The sequence below is a fragment of the Bradyrhizobium sp. AZCC 1721 genome, assembly GCF_036924715.1.
Lineage (GTDB): Bacteria > Pseudomonadota > Alphaproteobacteria > Rhizobiales > Xanthobacteraceae > Bradyrhizobium.
This window is the reverse complement of sequence record NZ_JAZHSB010000001.1, coordinates 872,770-897,199: the sequence shown is the minus strand read 5'-3', so window position 1 is coordinate 897,199 and position 24,430 is coordinate 872,770. Positions and strand designations below refer to the sequence as shown.

At 62.4% G+C, this 24,430-nt stretch carries 28 protein-coding genes and 1 tRNA gene; 13 read left to right on the top strand and 16 right to left on the bottom strand.

The window, feature by feature from the left end; genetic code table 11:
- Positions 1-4 precede the first annotated feature (4 nt).
- Positions 5-1,549, top strand: a complete 1,545-nt coding sequence (locus V1273_RS04315) for a cation:proton antiporter (RefSeq protein ID WP_334408823.1) — start codon at positions 5-7, stop codon at positions 1,547-1,549.
- Positions 1,550-1,564: 15 nt separating this feature from the next.
- On the opposite strand, the gene V1273_RS04310 is transcribed toward V1273_RS04315, so the two are convergent.
- On the bottom strand, positions 1,565-2,371 hold the full coding sequence (locus V1273_RS04310) for an SDR family NAD(P)-dependent oxidoreductase (protein ID WP_334408821.1): 807 nt from the start codon (positions 2,369-2,371) through the stop codon (positions 1,565-1,567).
- Between the two features lie 244 nt (positions 2,372-2,615).
- Between V1273_RS04310 and V1273_RS04305 the strand changes: the two genes are divergently transcribed.
- The 3 genes from V1273_RS04305 (at position 2,616) to V1273_RS04295 (ending at position 7,273) form a co-directional block, all read left to right on the top strand.
- Complete coding sequence (locus V1273_RS04305) at positions 2,616-4,643, top strand: TRAP transporter permease (RefSeq protein ID WP_334366429.1); 2,028 nt, start codon at positions 2,616-2,618, stop codon at positions 4,641-4,643.
- Positions 4,644-4,668: 25 nt separating this feature from the next.
- The gene (locus tag V1273_RS04300) at positions 4,669-5,628 is read left to right on the top strand and encodes a TAXI family TRAP transporter solute-binding subunit (RefSeq protein ID WP_334366428.1); all 960 of its coding nucleotides are present in this window, start codon (positions 4,669-4,671) and stop codon (positions 5,626-5,628) included.
- 427 nt (positions 5,629-6,055) lie between these two features.
- Positions 6,056-7,273 (top strand): EAL domain-containing response regulator, encoded by a 1,218-nt coding sequence (locus V1273_RS04295; RefSeq protein WP_334408820.1) that lies wholly within the window; start codon positions 6,056-6,058, stop codon positions 7,271-7,273.
- Positions 7,274-7,280: 7 nt separating this feature from the next.
- Here the strand turns inward: V1273_RS04295 and V1273_RS04290 are convergent, their stop codons facing one another.
- Positions 7,281-7,760 (bottom strand): hypothetical protein, encoded by a 480-nt coding sequence (locus tag V1273_RS04290; RefSeq protein WP_334366425.1) that lies wholly within the window; start codon positions 7,758-7,760, stop codon positions 7,281-7,283.
- Positions 7,761-7,959: 199 nt separating this feature from the next.
- Between V1273_RS04290 and V1273_RS04285 the strand changes: the two genes are divergently transcribed.
- Positions 7,960-8,265, top strand: a complete 306-nt coding sequence (locus tag V1273_RS04285) for a hypothetical protein (RefSeq protein WP_334408819.1) — start codon at positions 7,960-7,962, stop codon at positions 8,263-8,265.
- A 60-nt stretch (positions 8,266-8,325) separates the two neighbouring features.
- On the opposite strand, the gene V1273_RS04280 is transcribed toward V1273_RS04285, so the two are convergent.
- The 3 genes from V1273_RS04280 to V1273_RS04270 all read right to left on the bottom strand — a co-directional run bounded on the left by V1273_RS04280 (position 8,326) and on the right by V1273_RS04270 (position 11,357).
- Entirely contained in the window at positions 8,326-9,519 is a 1,194-nt protein-coding gene (locus V1273_RS04280) for a hypothetical protein (protein WP_334408818.1), read from the bottom strand.
- Between the two features lie 88 nt (positions 9,520-9,607).
- Positions 9,608-10,588, bottom strand: a complete 981-nt coding sequence (locus V1273_RS04275) for a Bug family tripartite tricarboxylate transporter substrate binding protein (protein ID WP_334408817.1) — start codon at positions 10,586-10,588, stop codon at positions 9,608-9,610.
- Between the two features lie 139 nt (positions 10,589-10,727).
- On the bottom strand, positions 10,728-11,357 hold the full coding sequence (locus V1273_RS04270; protein WP_334408816.1) for an NUDIX hydrolase: 630 nt from the start codon (positions 11,355-11,357) through the stop codon (positions 10,728-10,730).
- 80 nt (positions 11,358-11,437) lie between these two features.
- Here V1273_RS04270 and V1273_RS04265 point away from each other — a divergent pair, with 80 nt between their 5' ends.
- The 3 genes from V1273_RS04265 to V1273_RS04255 all read left to right on the top strand — a co-directional run bounded on the left by V1273_RS04265 (position 11,438) and on the right by V1273_RS04255 (position 13,255).
- Positions 11,438-11,863 carry a PaaI family thioesterase gene (locus tag V1273_RS04265; RefSeq protein ID WP_334408814.1) on the top strand — a complete coding sequence of 142 codons (426 nt, stop codon included), beginning with the start codon at positions 11,438-11,440 and terminating at the stop codon, positions 11,861-11,863.
- A gap of 5 nt (positions 11,864-11,868) precedes the next feature.
- Complete coding sequence (locus V1273_RS04260; RefSeq protein ID WP_334408813.1) at positions 11,869-12,891, top strand: aldo/keto reductase; 1,023 nt, start codon at positions 11,869-11,871, stop codon at positions 12,889-12,891.
- A 121-nt stretch (positions 12,892-13,012) separates the two neighbouring features.
- The gene (locus tag V1273_RS04255) at positions 13,013-13,255 is read left to right on the top strand and encodes a PilZ domain-containing protein (RefSeq protein WP_334369133.1); all 243 of its coding nucleotides are present in this window, start codon (positions 13,013-13,015) and stop codon (positions 13,253-13,255) included.
- A gap of 88 nt (positions 13,256-13,343) precedes the next feature.
- Here the strand turns inward: V1273_RS04255 and V1273_RS04250 are convergent, their stop codons facing one another.
- Positions 13,344-13,634 (bottom strand): hypothetical protein, encoded by a 291-nt coding sequence (locus V1273_RS04250; RefSeq protein ID WP_028348084.1) that lies wholly within the window; start codon positions 13,632-13,634, stop codon positions 13,344-13,346.
- A gap of 316 nt (positions 13,635-13,950) precedes the next feature.
- Positions 13,951-14,139: a hypothetical protein gene (locus V1273_RS04245; protein ID WP_028348083.1), complete on the bottom strand. Its 189-nt coding sequence runs from the start codon at positions 14,137-14,139 to the stop codon at positions 13,951-13,953.
- Between the two features lie 122 nt (positions 14,140-14,261).
- On the opposite strand from V1273_RS04245, the gene V1273_RS04240 reads away from it, so the two are divergent.
- Complete coding sequence (locus V1273_RS04240) at positions 14,262-14,756, top strand: YciE/YciF ferroxidase family protein (protein WP_334366418.1); 495 nt, start codon at positions 14,262-14,264, stop codon at positions 14,754-14,756.
- Between the two features lie 165 nt (positions 14,757-14,921).
- Here V1273_RS04240 and V1273_RS04235 read toward each other — a convergent pair whose 3' ends face one another.
- Positions 14,922-15,119, bottom strand: a complete 198-nt coding sequence (locus V1273_RS04235; RefSeq protein WP_334383850.1) for a DUF3606 domain-containing protein — start codon at positions 15,117-15,119, stop codon at positions 14,922-14,924.
- A 58-nt stretch (positions 15,120-15,177) separates the two neighbouring features.
- Complete coding sequence (locus tag V1273_RS04230) at positions 15,178-15,555, bottom strand: tautomerase family protein (protein ID WP_334383851.1); 378 nt, start codon at positions 15,553-15,555, stop codon at positions 15,178-15,180.
- Between the two features lie 201 nt (positions 15,556-15,756).
- On the opposite strand from V1273_RS04230, the gene V1273_RS04225 reads away from it, so the two are divergent.
- Together V1273_RS04225 and V1273_RS04220 are read left to right on the top strand one after the other, a co-directional pair.
- A complete protein-coding gene (locus V1273_RS04225) occupies positions 15,757-16,356 on the top strand; it encodes a TetR/AcrR family transcriptional regulator (RefSeq protein ID WP_334408812.1) in 600 nt (199 codons plus the stop codon).
- A gap of 369 nt (positions 16,357-16,725) precedes the next feature.
- The gene (locus V1273_RS04220; RefSeq protein WP_334383853.1) at positions 16,726-17,673 is read left to right on the top strand and encodes an AEC family transporter; all 948 of its coding nucleotides are present in this window, start codon (positions 16,726-16,728) and stop codon (positions 17,671-17,673) included.
- Positions 17,674-17,768: 95 nt separating this feature from the next.
- On the opposite strand, the gene V1273_RS04215 is transcribed toward V1273_RS04220, so the two are convergent.
- Both V1273_RS04215 and V1273_RS04210 read right to left on the bottom strand, forming a co-directional pair.
- Positions 17,769-17,978, bottom strand: a complete 210-nt coding sequence (locus tag V1273_RS04215; protein WP_334383854.1) for a hypothetical protein — start codon at positions 17,976-17,978, stop codon at positions 17,769-17,771.
- The gene (locus tag V1273_RS04210) at positions 17,975-18,160 is read right to left on the bottom strand and encodes a hypothetical protein (RefSeq protein WP_334383855.1); all 186 of its coding nucleotides are present in this window, start codon (positions 18,158-18,160) and stop codon (positions 17,975-17,977) included. Before V1273_RS04210 ends, V1273_RS04215 begins: the two co-directional genes overlap by 4 nt.
- A gap of 463 nt (positions 18,161-18,623) precedes the next feature.
- Between V1273_RS04210 and V1273_RS04205 the strand changes: the two genes are divergently transcribed.
- Positions 18,624-19,601, top strand: a complete 978-nt coding sequence (locus V1273_RS04205; protein WP_334383856.1) for a tripartite tricarboxylate transporter substrate binding protein — start codon at positions 18,624-18,626, stop codon at positions 19,599-19,601.
- A 132-nt stretch (positions 19,602-19,733) separates the two neighbouring features.
- Here the strand turns inward: V1273_RS04205 and V1273_RS04200 are convergent, their stop codons facing one another.
- Positions 19,734-20,969, bottom strand: a complete 1,236-nt coding sequence (locus V1273_RS04200; RefSeq protein WP_334383857.1) for a CHRD domain-containing protein — start codon at positions 20,967-20,969, stop codon at positions 19,734-19,736.
- 690 nt (positions 20,970-21,659) lie between these two features.
- Here V1273_RS04200 and V1273_RS04195 point away from each other — a divergent pair.
- Entirely contained in the window at positions 21,660-22,310 is a 651-nt protein-coding gene (locus V1273_RS04195) for a glutathione S-transferase family protein (RefSeq protein WP_334369132.1), read from the top strand.
- Between the two features lie 149 nt (positions 22,311-22,459).
- On the opposite strand, the gene V1273_RS04190 is transcribed toward V1273_RS04195, so the two are convergent.
- From V1273_RS04190 to V1273_RS04175, 4 genes are all read right to left on the bottom strand, one after another.
- Positions 22,460-22,535: transfer RNA gene (locus tag V1273_RS04190), tRNA-Phe, on the bottom strand.
- Between the two features lie 171 nt (positions 22,536-22,706).
- Positions 22,707-22,913: a DNA gyrase inhibitor YacG gene (gene yacG / locus V1273_RS04185; RefSeq protein WP_334383858.1), complete on the bottom strand. Its 207-nt coding sequence runs from the start codon at positions 22,911-22,913 to the stop codon at positions 22,707-22,709.
- The gene (locus tag V1273_RS04180; protein ID WP_057845441.1) at positions 22,903-23,526 is read right to left on the bottom strand and encodes a Maf-like protein; all 624 of its coding nucleotides are present in this window, start codon (positions 23,524-23,526) and stop codon (positions 22,903-22,905) included. Before V1273_RS04180 ends, yacG begins: the two co-directional genes overlap by 11 nt.
- 403 nt (positions 23,527-23,929) lie before the next feature.
- Positions 23,930-24,397: an arsenate-mycothiol transferase ArsC gene (locus tag V1273_RS04175; protein ID WP_334366409.1), complete on the bottom strand. Its 468-nt coding sequence runs from the start codon at positions 24,395-24,397 to the stop codon at positions 23,930-23,932.
- Between the last annotated feature and the right edge of the window lie 33 nt (positions 24,398-24,430).

The following is a 24,430-nucleotide window of genomic DNA, read 5'->3' as shown; positions in this document are numbered from 1 at the left end:
CGAATTGCAAGCATTTGAATGGATCATCGGGCTGCTGCTTGGCGCGGTGCTGCTGTCCGCGCTGGCGCGGCGGCTCAAGGTACCCTACCCGACATTTCTTGCGCTCGGCGGCATGCTGCTGGCATTCGTGCCTTCGGGGCCGCAATGGACACTGGAGCCGGATCTGGCGCTGGCGCTGTTCGTGGCGCCGGTGTTGCTGGATGCGGCTTTCGACACCTCGCTGCGCGACCTCCGAAACAACTGGCTGCCAGTCTCGACACTGGTGCTGGTCGCGGTCGGGGTTACGACCGCCGCCGTGGCTGTCGTCGCGCACTGGTTTCGCCCGGACATGCCATGGGCGGTCGCGATCGCGCTCGGCGCTATCGTGGCACCGCCCGACGCCGCGGCGGCCACCGCAATCCTGCGCCAGGTCAAACTGCCTTACCGCATCCAGAAGATCCTCGAGGGCGAAAGCCTGCTCAACGATGCCAGCGCACTCCTAATCTACCGCGTCGCGATCGGCCTGGTTGCCGCCGAGCACATGAAGGTGCACGAGTTCGTGCCATCCGTTGCGCTGGCGCTGTTCGGAAGCCTCATTGCCGGCTTCCTGTTCGCGCGGATCTGGACGCAGATCACGCGCCGCATCACCGAGGCGCCGAGCGCGATCATCACGCAATTCGCCGGCACCTTTATGGTGTGGATCGTCGCCGAGCATATCGGGCTGTCCGGCATTCTCACCATAGTGGCCTATGCGATCACGATCGCCCGCACCGCGCCCGAGCGTACCCCGGCGCGGCTGCGCGTGGCCTCCTATGCGGTGTGGGAAACGGTCGTGTTCGTGCTCAACGTGCTGGCATTCATGCTGATCGGCATGCAGCTCAATCCGATCTGGTCCGGACTCAACGACGAGGTGCGGTTTAAATATTGCAGCTTCGCCGCCGCAATCCTCGCCGTCGTGATCCTCGCACGCATCGCCTGGGTAATGCCGTATGGCGCCTTGCTGCGCGCGTTGAACGCGCACGGCCTGCTTCCTCCGCATGTGTCTCCCGCGGTACCGACGGTGGAACGCGGCATCATCGTGTCCTGGTGCGGGATGCGCGGCATCGTTACACTGGCGGCCGCCTTCGCGCTACCCGAGAGTTTCCCGTATCGCGATCTCATCTTGCTGACGGCCTTTGCCGTCGTGCTGGGGTCGCTCGTGATCCAGGGCCTGACGCTGCGGCCGCTGATCCTCGCGGTGAAATTCGAGGAGGACGATCCAGTTGCGCGCGAGGCCGCTAATGCCCGCTGCATCGCCTATCGCGCCGCGCTCGAGGCGATCGAGTCCGATCCGTCCGAAGAGGCCGAGATCCTGCGGCTCGAATACCGCGCCGTGCTGCTACGTGCCGAAACCGAACCCGACGTTGGCATCGCGACCAGCGAGCTGCCGGCCGATCCGCTGCGCCGCCGCGCCATCGGCGCGGCACGAGAGGCGCTGTTGAGGATGCGTCATTTCGAGGAGATCGGCGACGACGCCTTCCACCAGGTGGAAGAAGAGCTCGACCGCGCCGAATTGAGCGCACAAGCATAACGGGGCAATAGCGCGTCACGCGCCCGACTTGCAGGTGATCCCGCCGTCGACCACGAGCTCGATCCCAGTGACGTAACGGGATTCGTCGGAAGCGAGAAACAGCGCGGCATTGGCAACGTCCCAGGCGTCGCCCATGTGCCCCATCGGCACCTGCGCATCGCGCGCCCGCCACATCGCTTCGACGTCGCCGGCCGAATAGCTTGCTGCAAGACCGGCGGAGTGCTCGACCATCGGCGTCTTCATCAGGCCCGGCAGGATGCAGTTCACGCGAACGTGGTCTTTCGCGAATTGCACGGCGGTGGTGCGCGTCATCTGGTTCATCGCCGCCTTCGAGGCGCCATAGGTGACGTAGGAGATGCCGAGATGACGAATCGATGCGATCGACGAGATGTTGATGACCGAGCCGCCACCCTGCTTCTGCATCACGGGAATAACGTGCTTCATGGCAAAATAGGCACTCTTGAGATTGACCGCGAAAACGTGGTCCCAGCTTGCCTCGTTCACCTCAACAACGCTGCCCATTTCGGCGATGCCGACATTGTTGTCGAGTACGTCGATGCGGCCATAGGTCTTCAGGCACGCCGCCACCATCGCCTCGACCTCAGCCTCGCGCGAGACGTCGGCGGTGAAGGCGGCAGCCTTGCCGCCCTCGCCCGTGATGATGCTGACGGTTTCTTTTGCGGCAGCCGCATTGCGATCGACGCAGAACACGCTGGCGCCCTCGCGCGCGAAGGTGACGGCGGTCGCCTTGCCATTGCCCCAGCCGGGACCGATCGATCCCGCGCCCACCACCATCGCCACCTTGCCCTTGAGCCGTTCCATCGACTTCTTCTCCCTTTGGTTTGTCGTTGCATTGCAGCGCGCACGAACGCGGCGCATTCGAATTTTGGGGCGGGAAATTGGACGGACGGCGGCCCTGGGTCAACCTGTCCGAAAAGCTAAAGCAGCGACTTGGACATAGGCCGAAAAGCCCCTTGCCACCGCCCCCCAAACCAGACTGAATGCGGCCCGCGAAGGAGGCCCGCCGGCAATCGGGCCGGAAAGTTAACCGGTCCCCGGGGGAAGCATGGCCGTAGACAAGACAACGCCGCCCAATGACGAGGTCGTCACCGTTTCGGACGAAGCCTTGCACAAGGCGGAAGCCTACATCGAGGCGGAAGAAGGCGCGACCAACCGCCTGATGGGGTGGGCAGGAAGGATTTCGACCACGATTGCCGTGGTCATGAGCCTGTTTCACCTCTATGCGGCCTATGCCATCGTTCCGACCCAGGAGCTTCGCTACACCCACGTCGCCTTCACCTTGATCTTGAGCTTCCTGCTGTTTCCGCTGGCGACGCGGTTTCGCAACCGTGTGCGCTGGTGGGACGTCGTTCCCGGGATCGTCGCGGTGGCGACCGTTATCTATGCGCTGTGGGGTGGCGAGGATTTTACCGACCGCGCTACCACGCCCGATCGCTGGGACGTGATCGTCGGCATCGTGTTCATCGTGATGCTGCTGGAGGCGACGCGGCGCACCACCGGCGCAATCATGCCCGTGGTGTCGCTGCTGTTCATCGCCTATGCGATGCTCGGGCCGTATTTGCCGGCGCCATGGACCCATCGCGGCTACGACCTGGCCCGCCTGGTCGGTCACCTCTTCATTACGTTGGAAGGCATTTTCGGCGTCGCAGTCGACGTGTCGGCGACGCTGATCATCCTGTTCACGATCTACGGCGCATTCCTGCAGCATTCCGGCGCCGGCAAATTCTTCATCGATTTTTCGCTGGCCTTGATGGGCGGCAAGCCGAACAGCGCCGGCCGTACCGTGGTGCTGTCCTCGTTCCTGCTCGGCGGCCCCTCCGGATCGGGCGTCGCCACGACCGTGATGATCGGCACGGTGGCCTATCCGATGATGGCGAAGGCGGGCTTCGAGAGAAACGCCGCGGGCGGATTGCTCGCCGCCGGCGGGCTGGGCGCGATCCTGTCGCCGCCCGTACTCGGCGCCGCCGCGTTCCTGATCGCCGAGTTTCTCAAGATCAGCTATCTCGACGTCATCTGGATGGCGACCATCCCGACCTGCCTTTACTACATGTCGCTCTTGTTCATGGTCGAGCTGGACGCCAAGAAATTCCACGCCAAGAACGTGACCTTCACGCCCGAGATGTCACTCGGCCAGATGACCAGGCGGTACGGCTTCCACTTCATCTCGCTGCTCGCCGTCGTCTTTTTCATGGTTATCGGCTACTCGCCGTCGCTATCAGTCTTCTACGCCATTGTCGTTACCTTTGCGCTGAGCTTCCTGCGCCGGGAGACCGCGCTGGTGCCGAGCAAACTGGTGAAGGCACTGGCCGACGGCTCGATCGGCGCGCTCAATGCTGCGACCACCTGCGCTTGCGCCGGCATCGTCGTCGGCATCGTGACGCTGACCGGTCTCGGCCTCAAATTCTCGTCGATCGTCATCGCCTATGCCGGCGGCAGCCTGTTGCTGACCGCGATCTACACCGCGCTGATCGTCTGGATCATCGGCCTCGCCGTGCCGGTGACGGCGTCCTACATCATCTGCGCGGTCATCGCAGCGCCCGCGCTGGTCAAGCTCGGCGTGCCTGATTACGCCGCGCATATGTTCATCTTCTACTATGCCGTCCTGTCGGAGGTCTCGCCGCCGACCGCGCTGTCGCCGTTCGCCGCGGCCGCCATCACCGGCGGCGATCCCTACAAGACCACGCTGCAATCCTGGAAATATACGCTGCCGGCATTCCTGGTGCCGTTCGTCTTCGTGCTCGATCCGCAGGGCGGCGGCCTCCTGATGTCGATCCCCAAGGGCGGATCGTGGGTCGACATTCTCGAAATCACGATCAAGACAAGCTTGGGGCTGCTGGCGCTGGCTGCATTTGCCCAGAACTGGGCGCTGCGACAAAATACAGCGGTCGAGCGCGGCCTGCTTCTGCTATCGGGATTGCTGCTGGTGTTCCCAAGCCTGATTGAGGCAATGGTCGAATGGATCACCGGACGCGATATCAGCTACACCTATGTGCCGGGCCTGATCATCGGTTTCGGCGTATTGCTGTGGCAGGCCAGAACGCGGTCGCCAGAGCGGCCTGCGGTCACAACATAGAGAAGAAGCAATTGAGGAGACAAAAATGAAAAAGACCACAGCGATACTGGCGATGGCTCTGGGGCTCGCCTTTGCCGGCGCAGCCCATGCGCAGCAGAAAACCATGTCGATCGGCACCGGCGGCACCGGCGGCGTCTACTATCCGCTCGGCGGTGCGGTTGCCAACGTGCTCTCGAAGAACCTTCCCAACGTGCAGGCCACGGCCGAGGTCACCGGCGGCTCGGTCGACAATCTCAAGCTGATCGGCGCGGGAAAAAGCGAGCTTGCCTTCACCATGGCCGATGCCGCGCTCGATGCTTTGCAAGGGCAGGACAAGTTCAAGAGCGGTAAGGTGCCGCTGCAGGCGCTGCTCGTGGTCTATCCGAACCGCATGCATGTGGTGACGGTGGAAGGCACCGGCATCCAGACCATGGCAGACCTCAAGGGCAAGCGCGTTTCGACGGGTTCGCCCGGCAGCGCCACCGAAGTGATGGCATTCCGCGTCATCGAGGCGGCCGGCCTCGACAAGGACAAGGACATGAAGCGCGAACGGCTCGGCGTCGCCGAATCCGTCAACGCAGTCAAGGACCGCAAGATCGACGCCTTCTTCTGGGTCGGCGGCATTCCGACCGCTGCAATCACCGATCTCGCGGCGACGCCGGGACTGAAGATGAAGCTGATCGACCATGGCGATCTGGCCGAGAAGATGAATGCCAAATACGGCAAGCTCTACTCGTCAAGTAAGATCAAGGCGGGCTCGTATCCCGGCTACGACAAGGACAACTCCATCACGGACGTCTGGAATCTGATTGTCACCGGCGACAAGATGAGCAACGAGGACGCCTACACCATCGTCAAGACGCTGGTGGAGAAGAAGGCCGACATTGTTGCCGTGCACAAGGAAGCCGAGAGTTTTTCACTCGACAACCAGGTGCAGGACCGCTCGCCGATCCCATTCCATCCTGGCGCGCTGAAGTACTTCAAGGAGAAGGGCATCGGCGGCTAAGGCAGCGCGCTCGAGCCAGCTCGGCTTGCTTCATCAGTGACCGCGGTCTGCCGAGGACCGCGGTCATTCTTTTGGCCAATGAAAGGGTTGTGAGCGTTGCGGCATTGCTGCTCCTGCGAGGAGCGTTCAGGCGACGTTCGCTAAGCCGCGAACCTCGCGGCGCCGGCGAGCGACCACAGGCGTTAACACGCGAGGCTGATCAAATGTTGCCCAGGCCGGGCATCAGCGCGTTGAAGCCGATGAAATGACCCCGTCGAGTTGCCCGGGCGCTGGTTGGCTGCGTCGCGGCAACAGTTTCCCTAAAATTTTATTCGTGTCCGCTGCTTTAACCCTACTGAAGTAATCATGTGACCTGCCGCAAAATTCCATGATTGCGACCGCAACGCCGATGTACCACTGGCGTTGGGGTATCTAGTGGGAGGGTGGCATGGAGCAAATCAACGTTGTCGAGTATTCGCGCGCGGCGCACTTTGGGCATCGGAAGCTGGCGCCCAGAGCGTGCGTCGTCGACAGCAAAAAGCACCTGCGATTGTTTCTTTCCGACGCTCTCGAGGATCTCGGGTTCGTCACCTGCGAATGCGGCCAGGCCGGCGATTTGGCAGGCGTACTGCAGGCGGAGCAGCCGGACCTGATCGTGCTCAGCGTGTGCGCCGACGGGATCAATGTCGGCGAAATTCTCGAGGCGATCGTCCGGAAAAATTTCTGCGGCAAGGTTCTCGTGATCGGTCAACCCGACACGATCATGGTTAAGGCCGTCAGGCAAATTGGCGAAGAATACGGCATTGCCATGCTGCCCTCCCTGCCGACGCCGTTCGGCGCGGCGAGCCTGCGCGCCAGCCTCGCGACGCTGCTGCCTGCCGAGCCGGCGCCAAGCCCGGCCGTCGACGTCGCCGAGGCGTTGAAGGCCGGCTGGCTCGAATTGTGGTATCAGCAGAAGATCAACACCCGCACGCTGGTCCCCAGCGGAGCGGAGGCGCTGGTCCGGATGCGGCATCCGGCCTGGGGCGTGGTCCCGCCGGCCTACTTCATTCCCGACGACAAGGATCCGCATTTTCGCAAGCTTTCCGAATTCGTGATCGGCCGCGCGATCGAGGACTGGCGCTATCTGCTGGAGAGCCAGGGCCCGGTCGACCTCTCGATCAACCTGCCAATATCGTTCTTCGAAGACGCAGCGGCGGTGCGCGATCTGTGCCGCGCCATGCCCGCCCATCCGGCGTTCGGCGGACTTTTGATCGAGATCAACAGCAGCGAGGTGGTCGACCATCCGGATCTCGCAGTGGACACCGCAAGACGGCTGCGCCTGCACAATATCGCGATCGCCATCGACAATGTCGGCGCGGAATGGCCGTCGCTGCTGGAGCTTCGGAGCTTCCCGTTCATCGAGCTGAAGGTCGACCAGCAATACGTCAAGGGCTGCGCCGACGATCGGCTGAAGCAGACGGTATGCCGACGCATCGTCGAACTGGCCCAAGACAACGGCGCTCGCGCCGTCGCCCAGGGCATCGAGACGCGCGCCGATTACCTTGCCGCGCACGACATGGGGTTCGATCTGATCCAGGGCCACCTGTTCGGCAAGCCCGTCGGCGTGCGCAAATTCGCGCGGTCGCGCCCTCAGCTTGCAGCCGACCCCGAGAAGGCTCCCTGAGCGAAGCTCACTCGAACTTCATGTCGATGCATTTCGCGATGTCGGAGCCGAGACCGGACGAGATGATGATGCAGCCGCGCACCTTCAGATTATTGTTGTCGCTGGCCCACACCGCATAGCCGCCGGGGCCGAAGAACGAATTGGTGTTCGGCCCCTCGGTTTCGGTGGCATCGAACGAATAACTCGAATCGGCATCGAAGATACGCGGCTTCTTGGTGCAGCCGCCGTCGGCCTGCACGTTGATGACTTCCTTGTTGTCCCGCGTCAGCGCCATCGAGACCTGGCAGCGGAAATACTCTGACGTCTTGGTGTTGAACACGTAAGCATAGGATTTGCAGGTCGCGGTGTTGAGCTTGCCCGCGCTCAATCCCCGACTGCAGGCGATCCGCTGGTTGTTGGACAGCTTGAAGTTGTCAGCCTCTGCCGCTTGAGCCGGCGTCATGAACGATAGCGCAACACCAAGACCGATCTTCATGACGTGGTTCATCCTGACCATCCCTATGACGTTTTTCGCAATGCATGCTTGTTGCCGGAAAGGCGAACATAGTCGCGAAGTCGGACGCGGGAAATCACAAAGTCTCAAGAGCCGTGTGATGCGTCGAAGGTGCAGATTGACGGCACGACGCCGTTCGTGATTTGTTCAAAGCATGGGGCAAGAAGCCGAATGGCTGTGGGGAGGATGGATGATGACGTGCATTTCAACGAAGACGGTTTTGACGGTGGCCATCCTGGCGGGGTTGGCGACATCGGCATTTGCGCAAGGCGCGGCACCGACTCCTTGGGAATTGAAGTCGGACATGGGTTACGCCTACGGCAGGGACGGCAAGACACTCGCCTACAAGCTGGGCACCAATAATGCCGGCTTGCTATTGAAGGGCGCCAAGAAAGTGCCGAGGGGCACGTTGTTCTTTCTTGGCCAGAACGGGCAGCTCTACATGCGCTCAGGCCCTTATCTGGAAAGCGACGGCAAGTTCATGTTCGGATCGGAGTGAGGCGCTACGAGGCTGGCGCTGACTTACCCTCCCCTGGAGGCCCTCCAGGGGAGGGTAAAACTAAAACGCTCCCGCCAACTCCTTCGCGCCGGGCTTGCTGGAGTTGAAATCCATCCGCTCGTCGGTGATCGCCAATAGTTTCGCCACCGTGTTATGGCGGATTGCGACCGGGTTGCGCTCGTAGCCGCCACGCTGGAAGAAATTCGAGGTCGGCACCTGCTCGCGCATCGCCTGCGGCATGGTGACCATGTCGAGGCCGGTGCCGTCGCCGGTCAGGTTCATCATTTCGAGCTCGGCCGCCGTCAGCGGACGATTGTAGCCCTTGGCGCGCGCGAAATGGACCGATGTCAGCAGCTTGTGCGTCTGCAGCATCGGTCCGACGTCGATATCGAGCACCATGGCGTGCACGGCCCAGCCCTGCGGGGTATTGGCGAGCTTCTCATGTTCGGACCAGGTATCCGGCACGGTGCGCGTAAACGCCACCATCCTTTTCAAGACGGCAAGCTTGTGGTCCATCGCCTTGCGCGGCGCGCCCGACAGCATCGCGGCCCTTGCCGTCAGTTCCTTGATGATTTCGTGGCCCTGTTCGGCCAAAAGCTCGACGCTGTTGGTGGTGAGCAACTGATTGTAGCCGATCGCGGTCGAGATCGCGCGCGAGCCCGGTTTCGAAGGGTTCAGCCCCGACTGCATGTCGTAATTGCCGCTACCGCCGGTCTCGAACGAGTAGACCCGCACCGCCTGCTCGCGCGTCAATCCCGCGGCCAACGCGTAGCGGGCATAGGCGCGCTTGAATTCGACTTCGGTTGCCGGCCGTTGCGGCGTGAACTGGAAATGCTCGGCAGCCGCTTTAAGAAAATCGGCGACCACCGGCAGCGGCTTGCGCTCGCGCGGCGGCTTTTCTTCTTCCGGCTCGGGACTGACCGGGCGCTTCGGACCGGTGTAGACCGGCGGCTGCGTCAGCACGTAGTCGTTGAGCGTGATGGCCTGGCGTTCCCGGCGCTTGGCGTTACGGCCCTTTCGCTTCTCGGAGATTGAGGCCCAATAGACGCCCGCCTCCTCTTCGAACGCGGCGCGGGCTTCCTGATACTCTTTCAGCTTGCGACGGTATTCGGCCATCGCCTGCGGCGAGGCGGCTTGCGCCATGGCGTCGGCGGTTGAGGGAGGGAGCGGCTCCGTCGCCACGGCAGGCGGCGCACTCGCCAGCAGCGCGAGCGCAGCTAATCCGGAACCCATGCGAATCAATGGCAGGCGCATGGCACGGTTGTAGCAAGCGCCGCCGCGATGTCAGCCCCGAAAGGGAGCGACTCTTTTTCCTTCTCCCACAACGGGAGAAGGGAGAAAGTCACTCCTGCTCGACGCCGCTGGCCTTCACTAGCTGCGACCACTTCTTCTCGTCCTTGTCGATGAAGGCCGCATAGTCTTCCGGCGTGCCGGGGGTGATTTCGGTGCCGTCATTGCCCAACTGCTTCTTCACCTCGTCGGAGGCGAGCGCGTCGCGCAGCGCCTTGTTGAGCTTGTCGACGATCGGCCGCGGCGTGCCGGCGGGCGCGACGAGACCGTAGTAGAGCGAAGCGTCGAAGCCGGCTAGCCCCGCCTCCATCAGCGTCGGCACGTCGGGCAACAGGCTCGATCGCGTGGTGCTGCTGACCGCGAGTGCGCGCAATTTGCCGGCGGAGACGTTGGCGTGCGAGGCCGGAATCGGCGCAAACGCCATCGGGATGTGGCCGCCGAGGAGATCGGTCAACGCCGGGCCGGTGCCCTTGTAGGGAATATGCGCCAGCTTGATGCCGGCGGCGCCGGCGAAATATTCGCCGGTAATGTGGCTCGCGGTGCCGGCGCCGGCCGAGCCGAAATTGACTCTGTCAGGATTGGCCTTCGCATGGGCAATCAACTCGGCGACACTCTTTGGCGGGAATGACGGATGCACCACCAGCGAATTCGGCGCGTTGCCGATCATGCCGATCGGCGCGAAGTCCTTGCGCGGATCGTAGCCGGGGTTCTTGTAGAGCGAGGGGCCTATGGCGAGCGTGCCGGTGTAACCCAGGAGCAGCGTGTAGCCATCGGGATCGCTTTTCGCGACCGCCTTGGTGCCGACCGTACCGCCAGCGCCGGGACGGTTGTCGACCACCACCTTCTCGCCGAGTATCTCGCTCATTTTGTCGGCAATGGCGCGGCCGACGATCGAGGTGCTGCCGCCGGGCGCGAACGGAATGACCAGCGTGATGGCGCGGGCGGGATAGGTTTGAGCTTGCGAAACGTCTGTTGCTGCGCTCAAACCGAGCATGGCGGCTGCGACGCAAAGCCACTTTCTCCCGATGGACATGGTGGGGCGACTCCCGGATCTGTTCTTCTTCTTGACCCAGCTATCGTCTCCGAAACCGCCGACATCCGCAACCCGCGCTGCGTGAGCCCGCTCTCTCACATGGTGAGATGAGCAGCCGCTTCGGCGGCTAGCGCCGACTCTATTTCCAGGCGAACACCGGCTGCTCCAGTTCGGCCACACGGGTCTCGCGGCCCGCCAGCACTTCGGCAAATTGATAGATCAGCGCCGCCGTTGGCGCGTGGATGTGCTGGCCGGCATGGCGGAAGCGGATCACGCGCCGCGTGCTTTCGGGAATCCTGGTGAAGCTGAAGACGTCGGCTCGCTCGATGTCATCGAGCGCAACGCGATGCACCGAGGCGACCTCCGCCGGATTGGGGATGATATCGGCGCTCGTACCGACCCAGACCACCACCGGCGTGATCAGATAGCCTGAGCGCGTCGGGTAATCGTCGAGCAGGCCGAGCACATCGCTTTCGCCGAGGCCGACGCCGAGTTCTTCGTGGAGCTCGCGCAGCGCGGCCTGCGCCGGCGTCTCGCCGTGGTCGCAGCGCCCGCCCGGCAACGCCCATTGGGCAGCGTGGGCGCGCAGGCTTGCGGCGCGGCGGGTCAACAGAAATGTGGTGCCCGGGCCGCTCTCGGCTTCCGTCAGCGCGATGGCAACCGCGGCGCGCTTCAGCTCAGGCTCTGCGCGCTGCCAGGGCGCCCGCGTAAATGCCGCGCAAAGCTCCGCAATATTCCGCCGTGTGGTATCGTCAAATGGCCTGGCCATCCCGCTTGACTACAACACCAGCGCATCAGATGAAATGACCCCGGACAGCAAGATAGCCCGCAGGAAACGGAAAGCACGACATGACAGTCAAGGCCGCGGACAAGCTCAAATCCGACGGCTGGAAGATCGTCGAAACCACCGGCTTCCTGCACCTGATCGGCCCGCTGTGGCAGCGCGTCGTCGACGGCACGCATGAATACGCGCTTGCCACCGAGGACAAGCACCACAACCGCCGCGGCTTGGTACAAGGCGGCGTCATCATGACCTTCGCCGACCGCACCTGCGGCATGACCGCCCGCTTCGTCTCGGGCAAGCCGACGCTGGCGACCGTGCAGCTCGATACGCACTTTGTCGAAGCCGGCAAGATCGGAGAGGTTTTGGTGTCGAGGCCGCACGTGGTGCGCTCCACCCGCAGCCTTATTTTCATCACGACAGAAGTGACAGTCGACAAACGCTGTATCGCGATGGCGAGCGGCGTGTTCAAGATATTGAAGAGCGAGGGTTGACCCCAATGCAATACCGCCAACTCGGCCGCAGCGGCCTGAAGATTTCACCGATCTGCCTGGGCACCATGATGTTCGGCGGCCCGACCGATGAAGCCACTTCGTCGCGCATCATTGCGAAGGCGCGCGAGGCCGGCGTCAACTTCATCGACACCGCGGATGCCTATAATGGCGGCCAGTCCGAGCAGGTGGTCGGCCGTGCCATTTCAAACAATCGCACGAACTGGATTCTGGCGACAAAGCTTGCCAACCAGATCGGCGAAGATCCCAATCACGGCGGGCTGTCGCGGCGCTGGGTGATGCAGGCGGCGGAAGAGAGCCTGCAACGACTGGGCACCGATTTCATCGATATCTATTATTTGCACAAGGAGGACCACGCGACGCCGCTGGAAGAGACGGTGCGCGCGATGGGCGATTTGATGCGCCAGGGCAAGATCCGCTATTTTGGCGTCTCCAACTACCGCGCCTGGCGCGTCGCCGAGATCTGCAACATCTGCGACAACAACGGCATCGATCGCCCGATCGTCAGCCAACCCTATTACAACGCCATGAACCGGATGCCGGAGGTCGAGCACTTTCCGGCTTGCGGCTATTACGGCCTCGGCATCGTGCCCTATAGCCCCTTGGCGCGCGGGGTGCTGACCGGCAAGTACAGGCCGGATGCGGCGCCCGACCAGGACACGCGTGCAGGGCGCGCCGACAAGCGCATGATGCAAACCGAATGGCGGCCGGAATCGCTGCAGCTCGCCCAGGAGATCAAGCGGCACGCCGAAGCGCGCGGCATCACCGCCGGGCAATTCGCGGTTTCATGGGCGCTGAATTCGTCATTCGTGAGCGGGGTGATCGCGGGCCCCCGGACCGAACAGCAATGGGATGATTACATCGAGGCGTTGGACTATCGCTTCACGGCTGAGGACGAGGCGCTGGTCGACCGGCTGGTGGTGAGCGGCCATCCCTCGACGCCGGGGTTCAATGATCCGGCCTACCCGATCGAGGGCCGGCGGGCGCGAACGGGCGGCCAAGCTCGATGAGCGGAAGCGGCGGTCCCGCGGCGGCCCACGACTTGGCGTTGCATCCGGGTTGGAACGCTCGGTAACGGGATAGTAACCTCGCCCGTAGAGAACTTCCCTGTTTAGGTGGGAGGTCCATGTGGTGGACGAGCACAGGATAGCGCCACGGCGTCGGCTCTTGAAGGCGGGCAAGATTTCGTTTGGCGGCGCCGTCATCGATTGCACAGTGCGCAACCTCTCCGAAACCGGCGCTGCGCTCGAGGTGATCTCCCCGGTCGGCATTCCCGAACGCTTCACGCTGGTGATCGAAGCCGACCACATCCATGTGCCGTGCCGCGTCGTGTGGCGAAAAGAGACGCGGATCGGGGTTCATTTCGAAACCTGACCGGCGCACTCCAGCACCCGTCGCGCGCGGCACGCGACCGCGCACGACGAATCGTCTGAAACACACGCCGAGTCCCGGACTCGAAGAGTCAGTGTCTGGATTCGAGACTGACGATCACGCCTGTCGGCTCGGGCTCGTGTGGCGACAATTTCGTCAGCGTCTCATCGCTCCAATAAGCAAGGTTTACGATCATGCCGATTGTGGTTTCCCGCTCGGAAGCCTCGGTCGGCTCCAGGACGTTGAGCCCGCCGCTGTCGAGGAAGAATGTATGATCCCCAAACATGCTGGCTAGCTGCGGAACCACCGGATGATCGTCGGGAAGCGCCTGGGCTTCGAATTGCGTCAGAGCGCGTTCCACCTGTGCCGAGTTCAATTTCATGCACGATCTCCTTACTTGGCTTCTGGTTGGTGAGCACCGCGTGACGGCCTTGACCGCGCGCGGCTCTTCTGCGGAGGGAATTGACGTCAAGCGTGTCGGATCCTGATCGCTCGTCCCCACCGGCGTCACGCGCCGGCTCGCAGCTTCGCTTTCAATTCCGCAAGCACGCCGAATTGAAGTCGGGACAGTGGTGCCTCTTGGCGCCGCTTCAAGCCAGCAACGAAATTAAATTCGCAATGTTCCGCAGAAAGGCATTTTGAAATCGCAGGGAACCGGGTGGAGAAGTTCCGGCGATCCACCGCGTGACTGCCACCAACTATTTCCCGTCGGGAATGGGATGCCGCCTCGCGAGTTCGTCGAGCGGCAGATGCGCTTCCTCGTCGCTCAGCGCAAAACGCACGATGACATCCTGACGCCCGACCTGCCCCCAAAGCCCGTCCGATGACCATTTCTGCGGCGCAGGCCCTCGCAGGCCTTCCACCCAGACAAAGTACCATTCCGTCATCGCAGCACCTCCTGGGTCTTGAGATCAGGTCTTGGAGATCAGGTCTTGGACCGGAACCAGATGCCTCGCGGCCTCGTTGGAATGACATCGCCTCACACGCATCCTGAGAGAAGGATTTCGCCATGGAGATCAAGAATTTCAAGAACATGTACATTGCCGAACTGCAGGAACTGGTGAGCGTCGAGGACCAGCTTGCGGAAGCACTGCTGCGGATGGCGGCGGCAGCATCCCACCCGGCACTCAAGGACGCGCTGGTGGACCATCACGCGGAGACGGTCACGCAGAAGCACCGCCTTGTCGCCATCCTTCGCCAGCATGGTGCTGACCCGACGGCGCATGTCGACCAGGCCATGGAGGCGCTCATCCGTGAGACCCGGAAGATGCTCGGCATGCTGGAGGGCGATGATCTTCGCGATGCCGGCCTGATCGCGTCCGCCCAGAAGCTCGAGCACTATGAAATCGCCGCCTACGGCTCGGCCGCCGCGCTGGCCGGTCAGTTGGAATTGCGCAACGACCAGGCGACGCTGCACGAGAGCCTGATGGAAGAGAAAGAGATCGATGCGCTACTCACCGATATCGCCAAGGGTGAGGTCAATCCGGATGCGCTGGCGGCGTGACCGGCGCTGCTGGCGCTCGCGCCAGCATGAGGTGCAGCGTCCGCGAATGTGACGCTGCCGCTCAGGACGGCGACACGCGCTGACAGCGTCATCGCGGCGATCTCCGGCGCGATCTTCGGCGTGTTCGGGATTTAGGTCCGCTGCTCCTGGTTTCGGATTCAACTATCAAACAGCGAGAGGGTGTGCGTCCGCCTTCACCACCCGCTTGCGGCTGCTGCCGACCTTCTTGACAGCCTTCTTCACGGCCGAGGCCGACTTGCGGGTTTTCTTTGCGATGTACCGTACCTCGTAACTCTGCCCGCCGGCCACGCGCGCACGATCCTGATTGCGTCCGCGCAGCGACTTCTTCGCTTTCTTCGCCATTTCGCATTTTCTCCGAATGCCCCGCAGCGCAACGCGAGATATGGAACTGAGTTCCGGATCACGCGAATTGCGCGAGGCCGTGTCCGACCGACCAATTCTCTTTCGCGGCCTCGAGAACGTTCACGAACACGTTCTCCGGCCGGATGCCGGGGCTTTCGGCGAGCAACCCCGCCGTGCGCCGGAACAGCTCTTTCTTCTGTTCCGGAGTGCGGGTGTTGAACACGGTGATCTGGATGAACACGACATCATCGCTCCGCGCGACGCCATAGGCATCGCCGTAGCGGAAGTTCGCCGCGTCGTGCTCGGTGATGGTCATGAACTGGTCGTCTTCAGGCACGTCGAGCGTTTCGCGCATCGCGCGGTAAAGGCTGTCGAAGATCGCCTGCCGGTAGGCTTCCGGCTTTCCCGCGCGCAGTGAGATGTGAATGAGCGGCATCGCGGATCCTTTCAGAAAGCGTCACGCGGATGCGCACCACAGCAGCGGCTCCCGCAAGTGGCGGGCCACCACGAAATGAGCTATCCAGCCCGACACGTTTTTAACATAGCGTTCAAAACCACGTTCTTGACGTCGTGTCAAATATTTTTTTGACGCTCGTCAGGTAGCGGCATCGAACCGATGGGATGCAGGGAGGGAAACATGAGACCGCGAGAATTCGACCACGACGACGTCCTGCGCATCGCGTTCGATCAATTCTGGCGCAAGGGGGTGCGCGGCACGTCGCTGTCAGACATTGCGCGTGACGCCGGCGTCCAGCGCGGCAGTCTCTACAATGCCTTCGGCAGCAAGGAAGCGCTGTTTCTCTGCGCCTACGAGCGCTATGCGAGCGAATATCTCGGCACTGTCGAAAAGGCGCTCGGCTCCGGGGCCTTGCGAAAGCGCCTCACGGCATTTTTCGATCTAACCATAGAAAACTTTCGTTCTGGCTCGCCGCCCCGCGGATGCCCCACCACGCGAGGACTGATGGAGTTGGCGTCGGTCGAAGGCGAAGGGCTGGATGAGAACGCGCGTAAAACCTTCGCGGATCTGGTGACGCGCATCACCGACCTGGTTCAGGAAGCCTTGTCAGAGGGCATCAAGCGAGGCGAGTTCAACGGCGACCCCGAGTCCGCGGCTCTACACATCGTCACCGTGACGCGCGGATTGGCCGTGCTCGAACGCGCTTTTGGCGATGAGGCCCAGCTTCGGAAGATTGCGAGGCACACGGTTGAGCTCATGCTCGGCAAGGCAAGTCGGTAGGCCTGCTAAGCCACGGCTTGCTCTCGGCAAGGCCTTGCAGCAAGAGTTCGCCCAACGGCGGGCTTGCCGAAGAAATAACCCTGGCCCAGGGTAATTCCCTTTCCCATACTCTCTTGATGTTTTTCCGACGAGTTCCCATCGGACCAGCGGTGCATGGCTCGCTAGATATGGCCGCTATGCGCCGACAGCCGACACGAGCCCCACTGAATCGGTCGTGCACAAAGTTGGTGCAGACGCTGAACCGTCGTCATAGATACCGAATCGGCGATGGTCAGTCAGCGTGCGCCACCAGCAACCACGCTCAGCGCAATATGCTAGGCTGTGCTCACAACGCGCCTGATCAGAGCGGCGCTGCAAGGGGAGACCAAGATGGAAGTCGCCGATCTGGTCCTTCCTGTGTTTGCGATTATCGTCACAGGCTGGCTGGCGGGTTGGCTTGGCTACATATCGCGGTCGCTGGCCGACGGGCTCGTGCATTTCGCCTACAACGTCGCGATGCCGGCGCTGCTGTTCGTCACCATCGCGCAGGAGTCGGTACGTAATCTTCTGGAATGGCGCTTTCTGCTGGCATTTGGCGGTGGCTCCATCCTGTGTTTCGCGCTGGTCTTTCTGGCAGTTCGCGTGGGGTGGGGGCGCGACGTCGCCAGTAGTACGATCCATGGAATGACGGCGGCGATGACCAATACCGGATTCGTGGCGCTGCCGATCCTGCACTCCATCTACGGGCAGCCTGCCGTTCTGCCCGCCGCCATCGCAACCGTGTTCGTGGCGGGGGTGATGTTCCCCGTGACTGTCATCCTCCTGGAAAGCGAGAGACGCGGCGCGCCCGGGAAAGCGGCACGCTCCGTCGTCCTTGTGAAGCAGATCGTGCTCAATCCGATGGTGCTATCAACCCTGATCGGTCTGGCGTGGGCGATCACAGGCCTGCCGATTCCGGCCCCGCTCGCGGCCTATATGAACATCTTCGCGGCCGCGCTCACGCCGTGCGCTCTCTTCGCCATAGGGCTCGGCCTCTCGGTTGAAGGAATACGCTCGAACCTCAGAGCGTCCATCGTGCTCGCGGCCGTAAAGCTCATGATCATGCCGTTAATCGTCTACGGCATGTGTGTGGCGTCAGGCCTCAATCCGCTCTACACGATCGCCGCTGTCATCTGTGCCGCCGTGCCGACCGCCAAGACGGTGTATATCCTGGCAGGCGAGTACAAGGTGGAGGAACCGCTGGTCGCAGCCACGGTTTCGATCACGACGCTGCTGTCGGTCGCGACGCTGCTGGGCTGGCTCTACGCCCTTCCAGGACTCTCGGCACAGGCGGGCTAAGACGCCGAGGCGCTAAGCGCGTGTGTATGGCCGGATAGTGCACTAAATCAAAAGGGAACGTTTGGTGCACTGTCACCGGAATTTGTAATTTCTCCCTAAGCTCCCCTGCCATCCTGTTTGCCAATCACGCAGCGCCATGCCGCCAGGCGCTCGGCCGGATGCTGCTTCATCCACTCGGCGAGCTGCGGCGCGCCCATCAGGCAGGACCGCACCGACAAGGCGACGAAGTCCGAAGTGGTGACGGTCTGCTCGTGGCAGTTTGTCGGAGAGGAGAGACTGCATAGCACGGCGATGATCTTGATCACGACAGGAGACTCCTATCGCCACGATTGACGCCGGCGACCGAATGACCGATCGGTGCCTTGCCCTGCTGCTCGCTGACCGGTTCAGCCGGCGGGAAGATGCTGTCATATGTCGCGCGGGCTTCTCGAATTAAGCGCGCTCGCTCGCGCTCAGACTTCGGGACAAATCGAATAACTTCACCCATGTTCACTCCAAACCTTGATTAGAGAGCAGTTCCACCATGAGATGATGAAAATCATTTCATCCGAATCTAAGATCCCAACTCCAACTTAGAAGCGGTGCAGGTGGTAACGAGGAATAAAAAGCTTGTGACCGGGCGCCGGCATCCAAACACCACAACATTTGCTTCCGCAGGGTTGGCTGTGAATGCGATCTTCCAACGCATGCAGCAAGTAGGCCCGCATGAGGTTACGGGTCCGCGCGAACGCATGCCCCGCGACGAGCGCAATTGCGCTCGCGCAGTGATGACAGGCTCGATAAGGGATCGGCACAAACCAAAAGCCGGATGGCCGCCTCGCTCATGCGGCTATGCTTGCTGTTCGCTGTTCGTCGCCAAGCCGAACAGATACAAGCGACACACGTAGATCGTCGGTCGCGCTGCGTAAGGCGGCGGGGCAATTCCAACAACAAGAAAAGGGTGGAATGTCATGCATGTTAGGGTCGTCGCGCTGGTTGCAGCAGCATTTGGGGTCGTAGCTTGCGGGCCAGCTTGGGCGGGATGGCCGGACGACAAGCCGATCGAAGTTGTCATCGGTTTTGCTCCCGGTGGCGGAACCGACGTCATGGCGCGCAAGCTGCTGCCGTTCGTCGAGCAGAGATTGGGCGGCAAGGCCAAGTTTGTTGTGCTGAACAAGCCTGGTGCCGGCGGAGAGATCGCGTTTGCCACGATTGCCCGCGCCGCGCCGGATGCTTACGCGATGGGCGTGGTCAATGTGCCAGGCTATAACTTCATTCCGATGACGCGAAAGACCCAGTACAGCATGGATGAAATCCGTCTGGTCGCGCGCGTGGTCGACGATCCCAGCGTGATCGTAGTGCCCTCAGAAAGCAAGCTTGCAAGCGTTGCGGGCGTTCTGGCTGCGCTGCGCAGCAAGCCGGGTTCGGTAACGTTCGGCCATAATGGTGCGGGCACGAACGGACATCTGGCGATTCGCATGTTGGCGAACGCTGCCAGCGTCGAGCCCAACGAAATCTCCTATCGCGGAACGGCCGCGCAAAGGACCGATCTTTTGGGCGGCCATTTGCAGGTTGGAATTGTCAGCCTCAGCGAAATTCCCGAGCTGCACGGCTCCAACAAGGGACAGCTCCGCGCGATTGCAATTCTGTCGAAGCAGCGTTCTCCGTCACTCCCCGACGTTCCGACGGCAGAGGAAGCAGGCATCCCGGTCACGATGACCGCAGAACGCGGCTTCGCCGTACCGAAGGCCGTTCCAGACGACGTCGCCAGAAAGCTTGAAGCTGCGATTGCGGACGGCTTGCGCGATCCTGAATACATCAAGAGCTCACCCGGCGACGCCCCCGTTCTCGCGTTCATGCCCGGCGCAGAATGGCAGAAGCGTCTCGACGACATGAACCAAGCGCTGCGGCCATTCGCGGAAGAGATGCGCGCGCAAGAGCAGAAGTGAGAGGGCGTCACGCTGGGCACACCATCTTGGCCCTCGTTGAGCTCGACGTCGAAATCGGGAATTGTGCGAGACGACGGCAATCGCCAAGAGGGAACTGAGGGCGGGCCGTAGATCCGGCCCGCCCGCGCCACCTCAAGCGGTCACGAGGAAATTCGCGGCGTTCAACTCGTTCGGAAGAAGGCCCAAGAACAGCACCTGATCGCCCCCGCCGAGATCAAGGGTGGTACCCGAAGCTCCAGCGCTCAGATTGTCCAGCGGGTTGAAGTCGGCTCCAAAGCCTTCCAACACTGCGACGTCCTGCGTTACGTCGAAGTCGGTGATGGTATCATTGCCTCCAGACTCGCGAAAGATAAACTGATCGGCCCCACCGAAACCGGCGAGGTTGTCGTCGCCGGCGCCGCCTTCGATCGTATCACCAGCATTGCCGCCGAAGATGGTGTCATTCCCGCGGTCTCCGAAGAGACGGTCGGGCGCGTGATCCGCCAACTGCTGGTTGGCGACCGCCCGGATGAGGTCGTCACCGTTACCACCAAAGATCGTGTCGGCGGCAACGTCGCCGCCGCGCAGCGTATCATTCCCGGCGTCCCCAAACACGACGTCGCCGGTAGGGTCGTTCCAGACGATGGAATCATCGCCGGCACCGCCGAAGACTGTATCCGCTCCGGCCATACCGCCGACGGTATCGTTGCCGCGGCCGCCGAAAACCAGGTCATTGCCAGCGCCTGTATTGATATCGTCGTTTCCCTGGCCGCCCCTGATAATGTCGTCGCCGTCGCCGCCTTCAAGCCTGTCGTTTCCGGCGAGGCCACGGATGATGTCATTGCCGCCGAGCCCGGGAAGAAAATCGTCGCCCGGCGTTCCGACGACGACGTTGTCGTTGTCGTCTGCGATTGCGATCAACTGACCCCGGATCTCGCCTCCCTGAAATTGATTCGTGTGGACGTTGAAATAGATCGGGATCTCCGATCCCACCGGAGCTGAGCCGAATTCGTCGGCGAAGTCAGTGATTGAAACGCTGGCGGGGTCCGTCGTCTCCCATCGACCGCTTACCGTCCAGGAGCCATCCACATTCAGGGCGATGTTGAGATCATCTTCGTCCTGTGCCGGGTTGATCTGCCCGAAGACAACGGGCCCGTTTGCTCCTCGCACTTCATTGTGAAAATGCGTGGAGATGACGTCGTCGTCGGTCGACGGCGTCTGGGCGGGACCGCCCGTAATCGGGCCATAATCGACGCCCTCGATCTGAAACGTATAGCTCGCGGCAATTTCCGTGCTGTCAAAGATAACAGTGCCGAGACCGCTTGCAGTCGAGTTGTTCGGGGGGACTTCCTGAGAGCCTTCGAGAACCACGCGGAACGCTGTGGACATGAGAGCCTCCTGCTCTTTTGCTCAGCAGGTCGGGCGGCCAGCGACGCCGGCCTGCACATGTGGCAGATGTTGCACCCGGCTCGCGCCGGCATGAACTAGGCGCCGCGTCGCTCCGCTATCGCGGAATCGGCGCGTTGTCCTTCTCGCGGTATTTCGGCCGAGAACAAGGGACCGCTGGATCGCGCCAAGGTAGGTTCGCCGCTGTAGGCCATCGACCGGGCGCTATTGTGACCCTTTTGCGCGATCGAGGCATTGTGATGCAATGTCCGGTTGCCGACGCTGAGCTTGTGCTCTGGTGCCACCCAGCGTGCACATCTCGATCGCGCACAACCTTGGAACCATCAGCAAGTAGCCCTCATGAGCGAAGCGACATGCGGGGATGGGGATATCAATGAAAACTCCCGGACATCGCGGAGCCTGTCATCGGGCGCGCATTCGCGCGACCCGTTGGCTCATCCGGGCCTGCTGCATCTGCTTCACGCCTTCGCTGGCGGAAGGGTTTCAGGTCGTTCGCCGGTGGCGGCCGCGAAATCCCATGAACAAAGAAAGCGAGGCAAGTTGTCGGGAGCCGCGCCGGTCGTTCGTCCTCTGGATGCAAACCGCAAGAACGGAATATCCAACCATGAGAAAGATCGTCGCAATCACGCTCATCAATCTCGACAGCGTCATGCGATCAGCCGGAGCCTGCCAATGATCCCCACCATCACGGCCTTTGAACGGTCGCCCGACCGCGGCAAGGGTCTGGCGCGTGACATGCGCGTTCGCTGGGCGCTTGAAGAAGTGGGCCAGCCTTACGACGTTCGCCTTGTTTCCTTCGAAGCGATGAAGGAACCCGCGCATCTCGCGCTTCATCCTTTCGGACAGATTCCGACCTATGAGGAAGGCGATCTCGCCCTGTTCGAGACAGGGTCGATCGTGTTCCATATCGCCGAGCGCCATGCGGGCCTGCTGCGGGACGATGCCAATGCGCGGGCGCGCGCGATCACATGGATGTTTGCCGCGGTCAACACGGTGGAACCGCCGATCCTCGAACTCGTAACCGCCAGGTTGCTGGAGGGCGACAAGCCCTGGTCTAAGGAGCGTCTGCCTCTGGTCGAGAACCGCGTCCGCGATCGGTTGAAACAACTTTCCGCTCGCCTGAGCGACGCCGACTGGCTCGATAGCGCGTTCAGCGCGGGCGATCTGATGATGGTGTCGGTGCTGCTCAGGTTGAAATCTTCGGGCATACTGGATGAATATCCGAACCTTTCCGACTATGTCGCCCGCGGCGAAGCGCGGCCCGCATATAAGCGTGCTTTCGACGCTCAACTGGCGGTTTTCACCGCCGCATCGAGCGGCTGACGAGGCCGCTTCGGGTTACTTGACCCCATCGGAGCGAATGCCCGGTGATAAACGTTCGCTGAGAACGTCCGCAACGGGTTGCGCGAACAGCTCGCGCGGAAGCTCGCCCGGATACCACTCTGAGGATCGACAAGACCTTAGGAGAATTTTGGTGCCCAGGGGCGGGATCGAACCACCGACACTGCGATTTTCAGTCGCATGCTCTACCAACTGAGCTACCTGGGCATACCCGAGGGCTTAGAAGGCCGCACCGAGCGGGCGGTTTATAGAGAGGTCGGGCGGCCGTGTCCACCCAGCTTCGCCAAAGGCTTCGCTGGGCGCGGCCCGCCTTCGCCTGCGGCTTCGGCGCGGCGAGCCCCGCTTCGGGCTCATCCCCAAACATTTGGCGAATCACCATTATTCGGCGTCTTCGGGGTCGGTGGGGCGACCGGGGATGACGTAGCGGCCGGAGAGCCAGCGGTTCAGGTCGACGTCGCGGCAGCGTTTGGAACAGAACGGCAGCGTGGCCGGATCGGCCGGCTTGCCGCAGACCGGGCAAGGTTTCCGCGGCGGCTTGGGCGCGCCGGTATCCTTCGGGCCGTCCTTGGGGCCGTCAACTGGCATTGAGCCAGCCGAAGCGGATCGGAAAGCCCTCCCCGCCGAGCAGCGTGACCGATTCGTAGAGAGGGAGGCCAACGACGTTGCTGTAAGAGCCGACCATCTTGACCACGAAGGAGCCGGCGATGCCCTGCACGGCATAGCCGCCGGCTTTGCCGCGCCATTCGCCGGAGCCGATATAGGCCTGGATGTCATCCTCGCTCAAACGCTTGAAGCGCACGCGGGTTTCGATCAGGCGCTGGCGGAACGCCTCCTTCGGCGTCACCAGGCAGATCGCGGTGTAGACGCGATGATTGCGCCCCGAGAGCAGCCGCAGGCACTGCGCGGCCTCATCCACCAGATTGGCCTTCGGCAGAATACGGCGGCCGACCGCAACCACGGTATCGGCGGCCAGGATGAAGGCGCCGCGCAGCTCGTCGTCGAGGTGAACGGATTTCAGCGCTGCGTCGGCCTTGGCCCGCGCCAGCCGATTGGCGCAGGCGCGCGGCAGCTCGCCCCGCTTCGGGGTCTCGTCGACATCGGCCGGGCGCAGAGCGTCGGGCTCGATGCCAGCCTGGTTGAGCAGGCTGAGCCGCCGCGGCGAACCGGAAGCAAGAACGAGTTTGGGACGGCCAAGCATGCTGGATGTGTCGGGGAGATAAGGATTCGGATGGATCGCGCGCGGAACCTATCGGAAGGCACTCCATTCCACAACCGGGGAACAAGTGGTTGTAAGGACTTTGGTTCTTCCGTCGTCCCTGCGAACGCAGGGACCCATAACCACAGGCGGTTATCATGGGAATGACAGTGGCGATTGGCACTTCCTCAAATCCCTTGGCTGCGGGGTATGGGTTCCTGCTTTCGCAGGAACGACGGCGAGAGCTTTACCCGCTCGCCGTCTCGTGTCCCGGACGCGGCGCGGCACGCAGTGACGCGAGGCAGAGCCGGGACCTATGGCTGAGATGGACCCCGGATCAGCAGCCCAACACTTCGTGTCGCGCAGCGTCCGGGGAACGCCGGCCGGCGGTTCGCCTCCGGGACGGCTACCCGCTCGCCGCGCCCGCCTTGGAGAACCGGCGGCGGATGCGCATCATGAGCCCGTCGCAGACGTCGCGATAGGCGGCGAGCTTTTGCTCGCGGTTGCCTTCCGCGTCGGTCGGGTCCGGCGTCGGCCAGTATTCGACGTCGGCGGCATGCGTGCGCGTCAGCTCCAGCGCCTTGTGGTGGGCTTCCGGCGACAGCGTGATGATGAGGTCGAAATTGAGCCCTTCCCAATCCTCGAGCTCCTCGAACGTCGTCGGCTTGTGGCCGGAAATATCCTGGCCGAGCTCGGCCATCACGGCGACCGCGAACGGATCGAGCTCGCCCTTTTTGACCCCGGCGGATTTCACATAGAGTCCTTGCGGAAACATCTGCTGCAGCAGGCTCGCCGCCATCGGCGAGCGCACGCTGTTCAGCCCGCATGCGAACAGCACGGCCTGCGGATTGCGCGCGCGGGGCGGCGCCTCCATGCGGTCAGGCTTCTCGCATGGCGTGATCCGAAA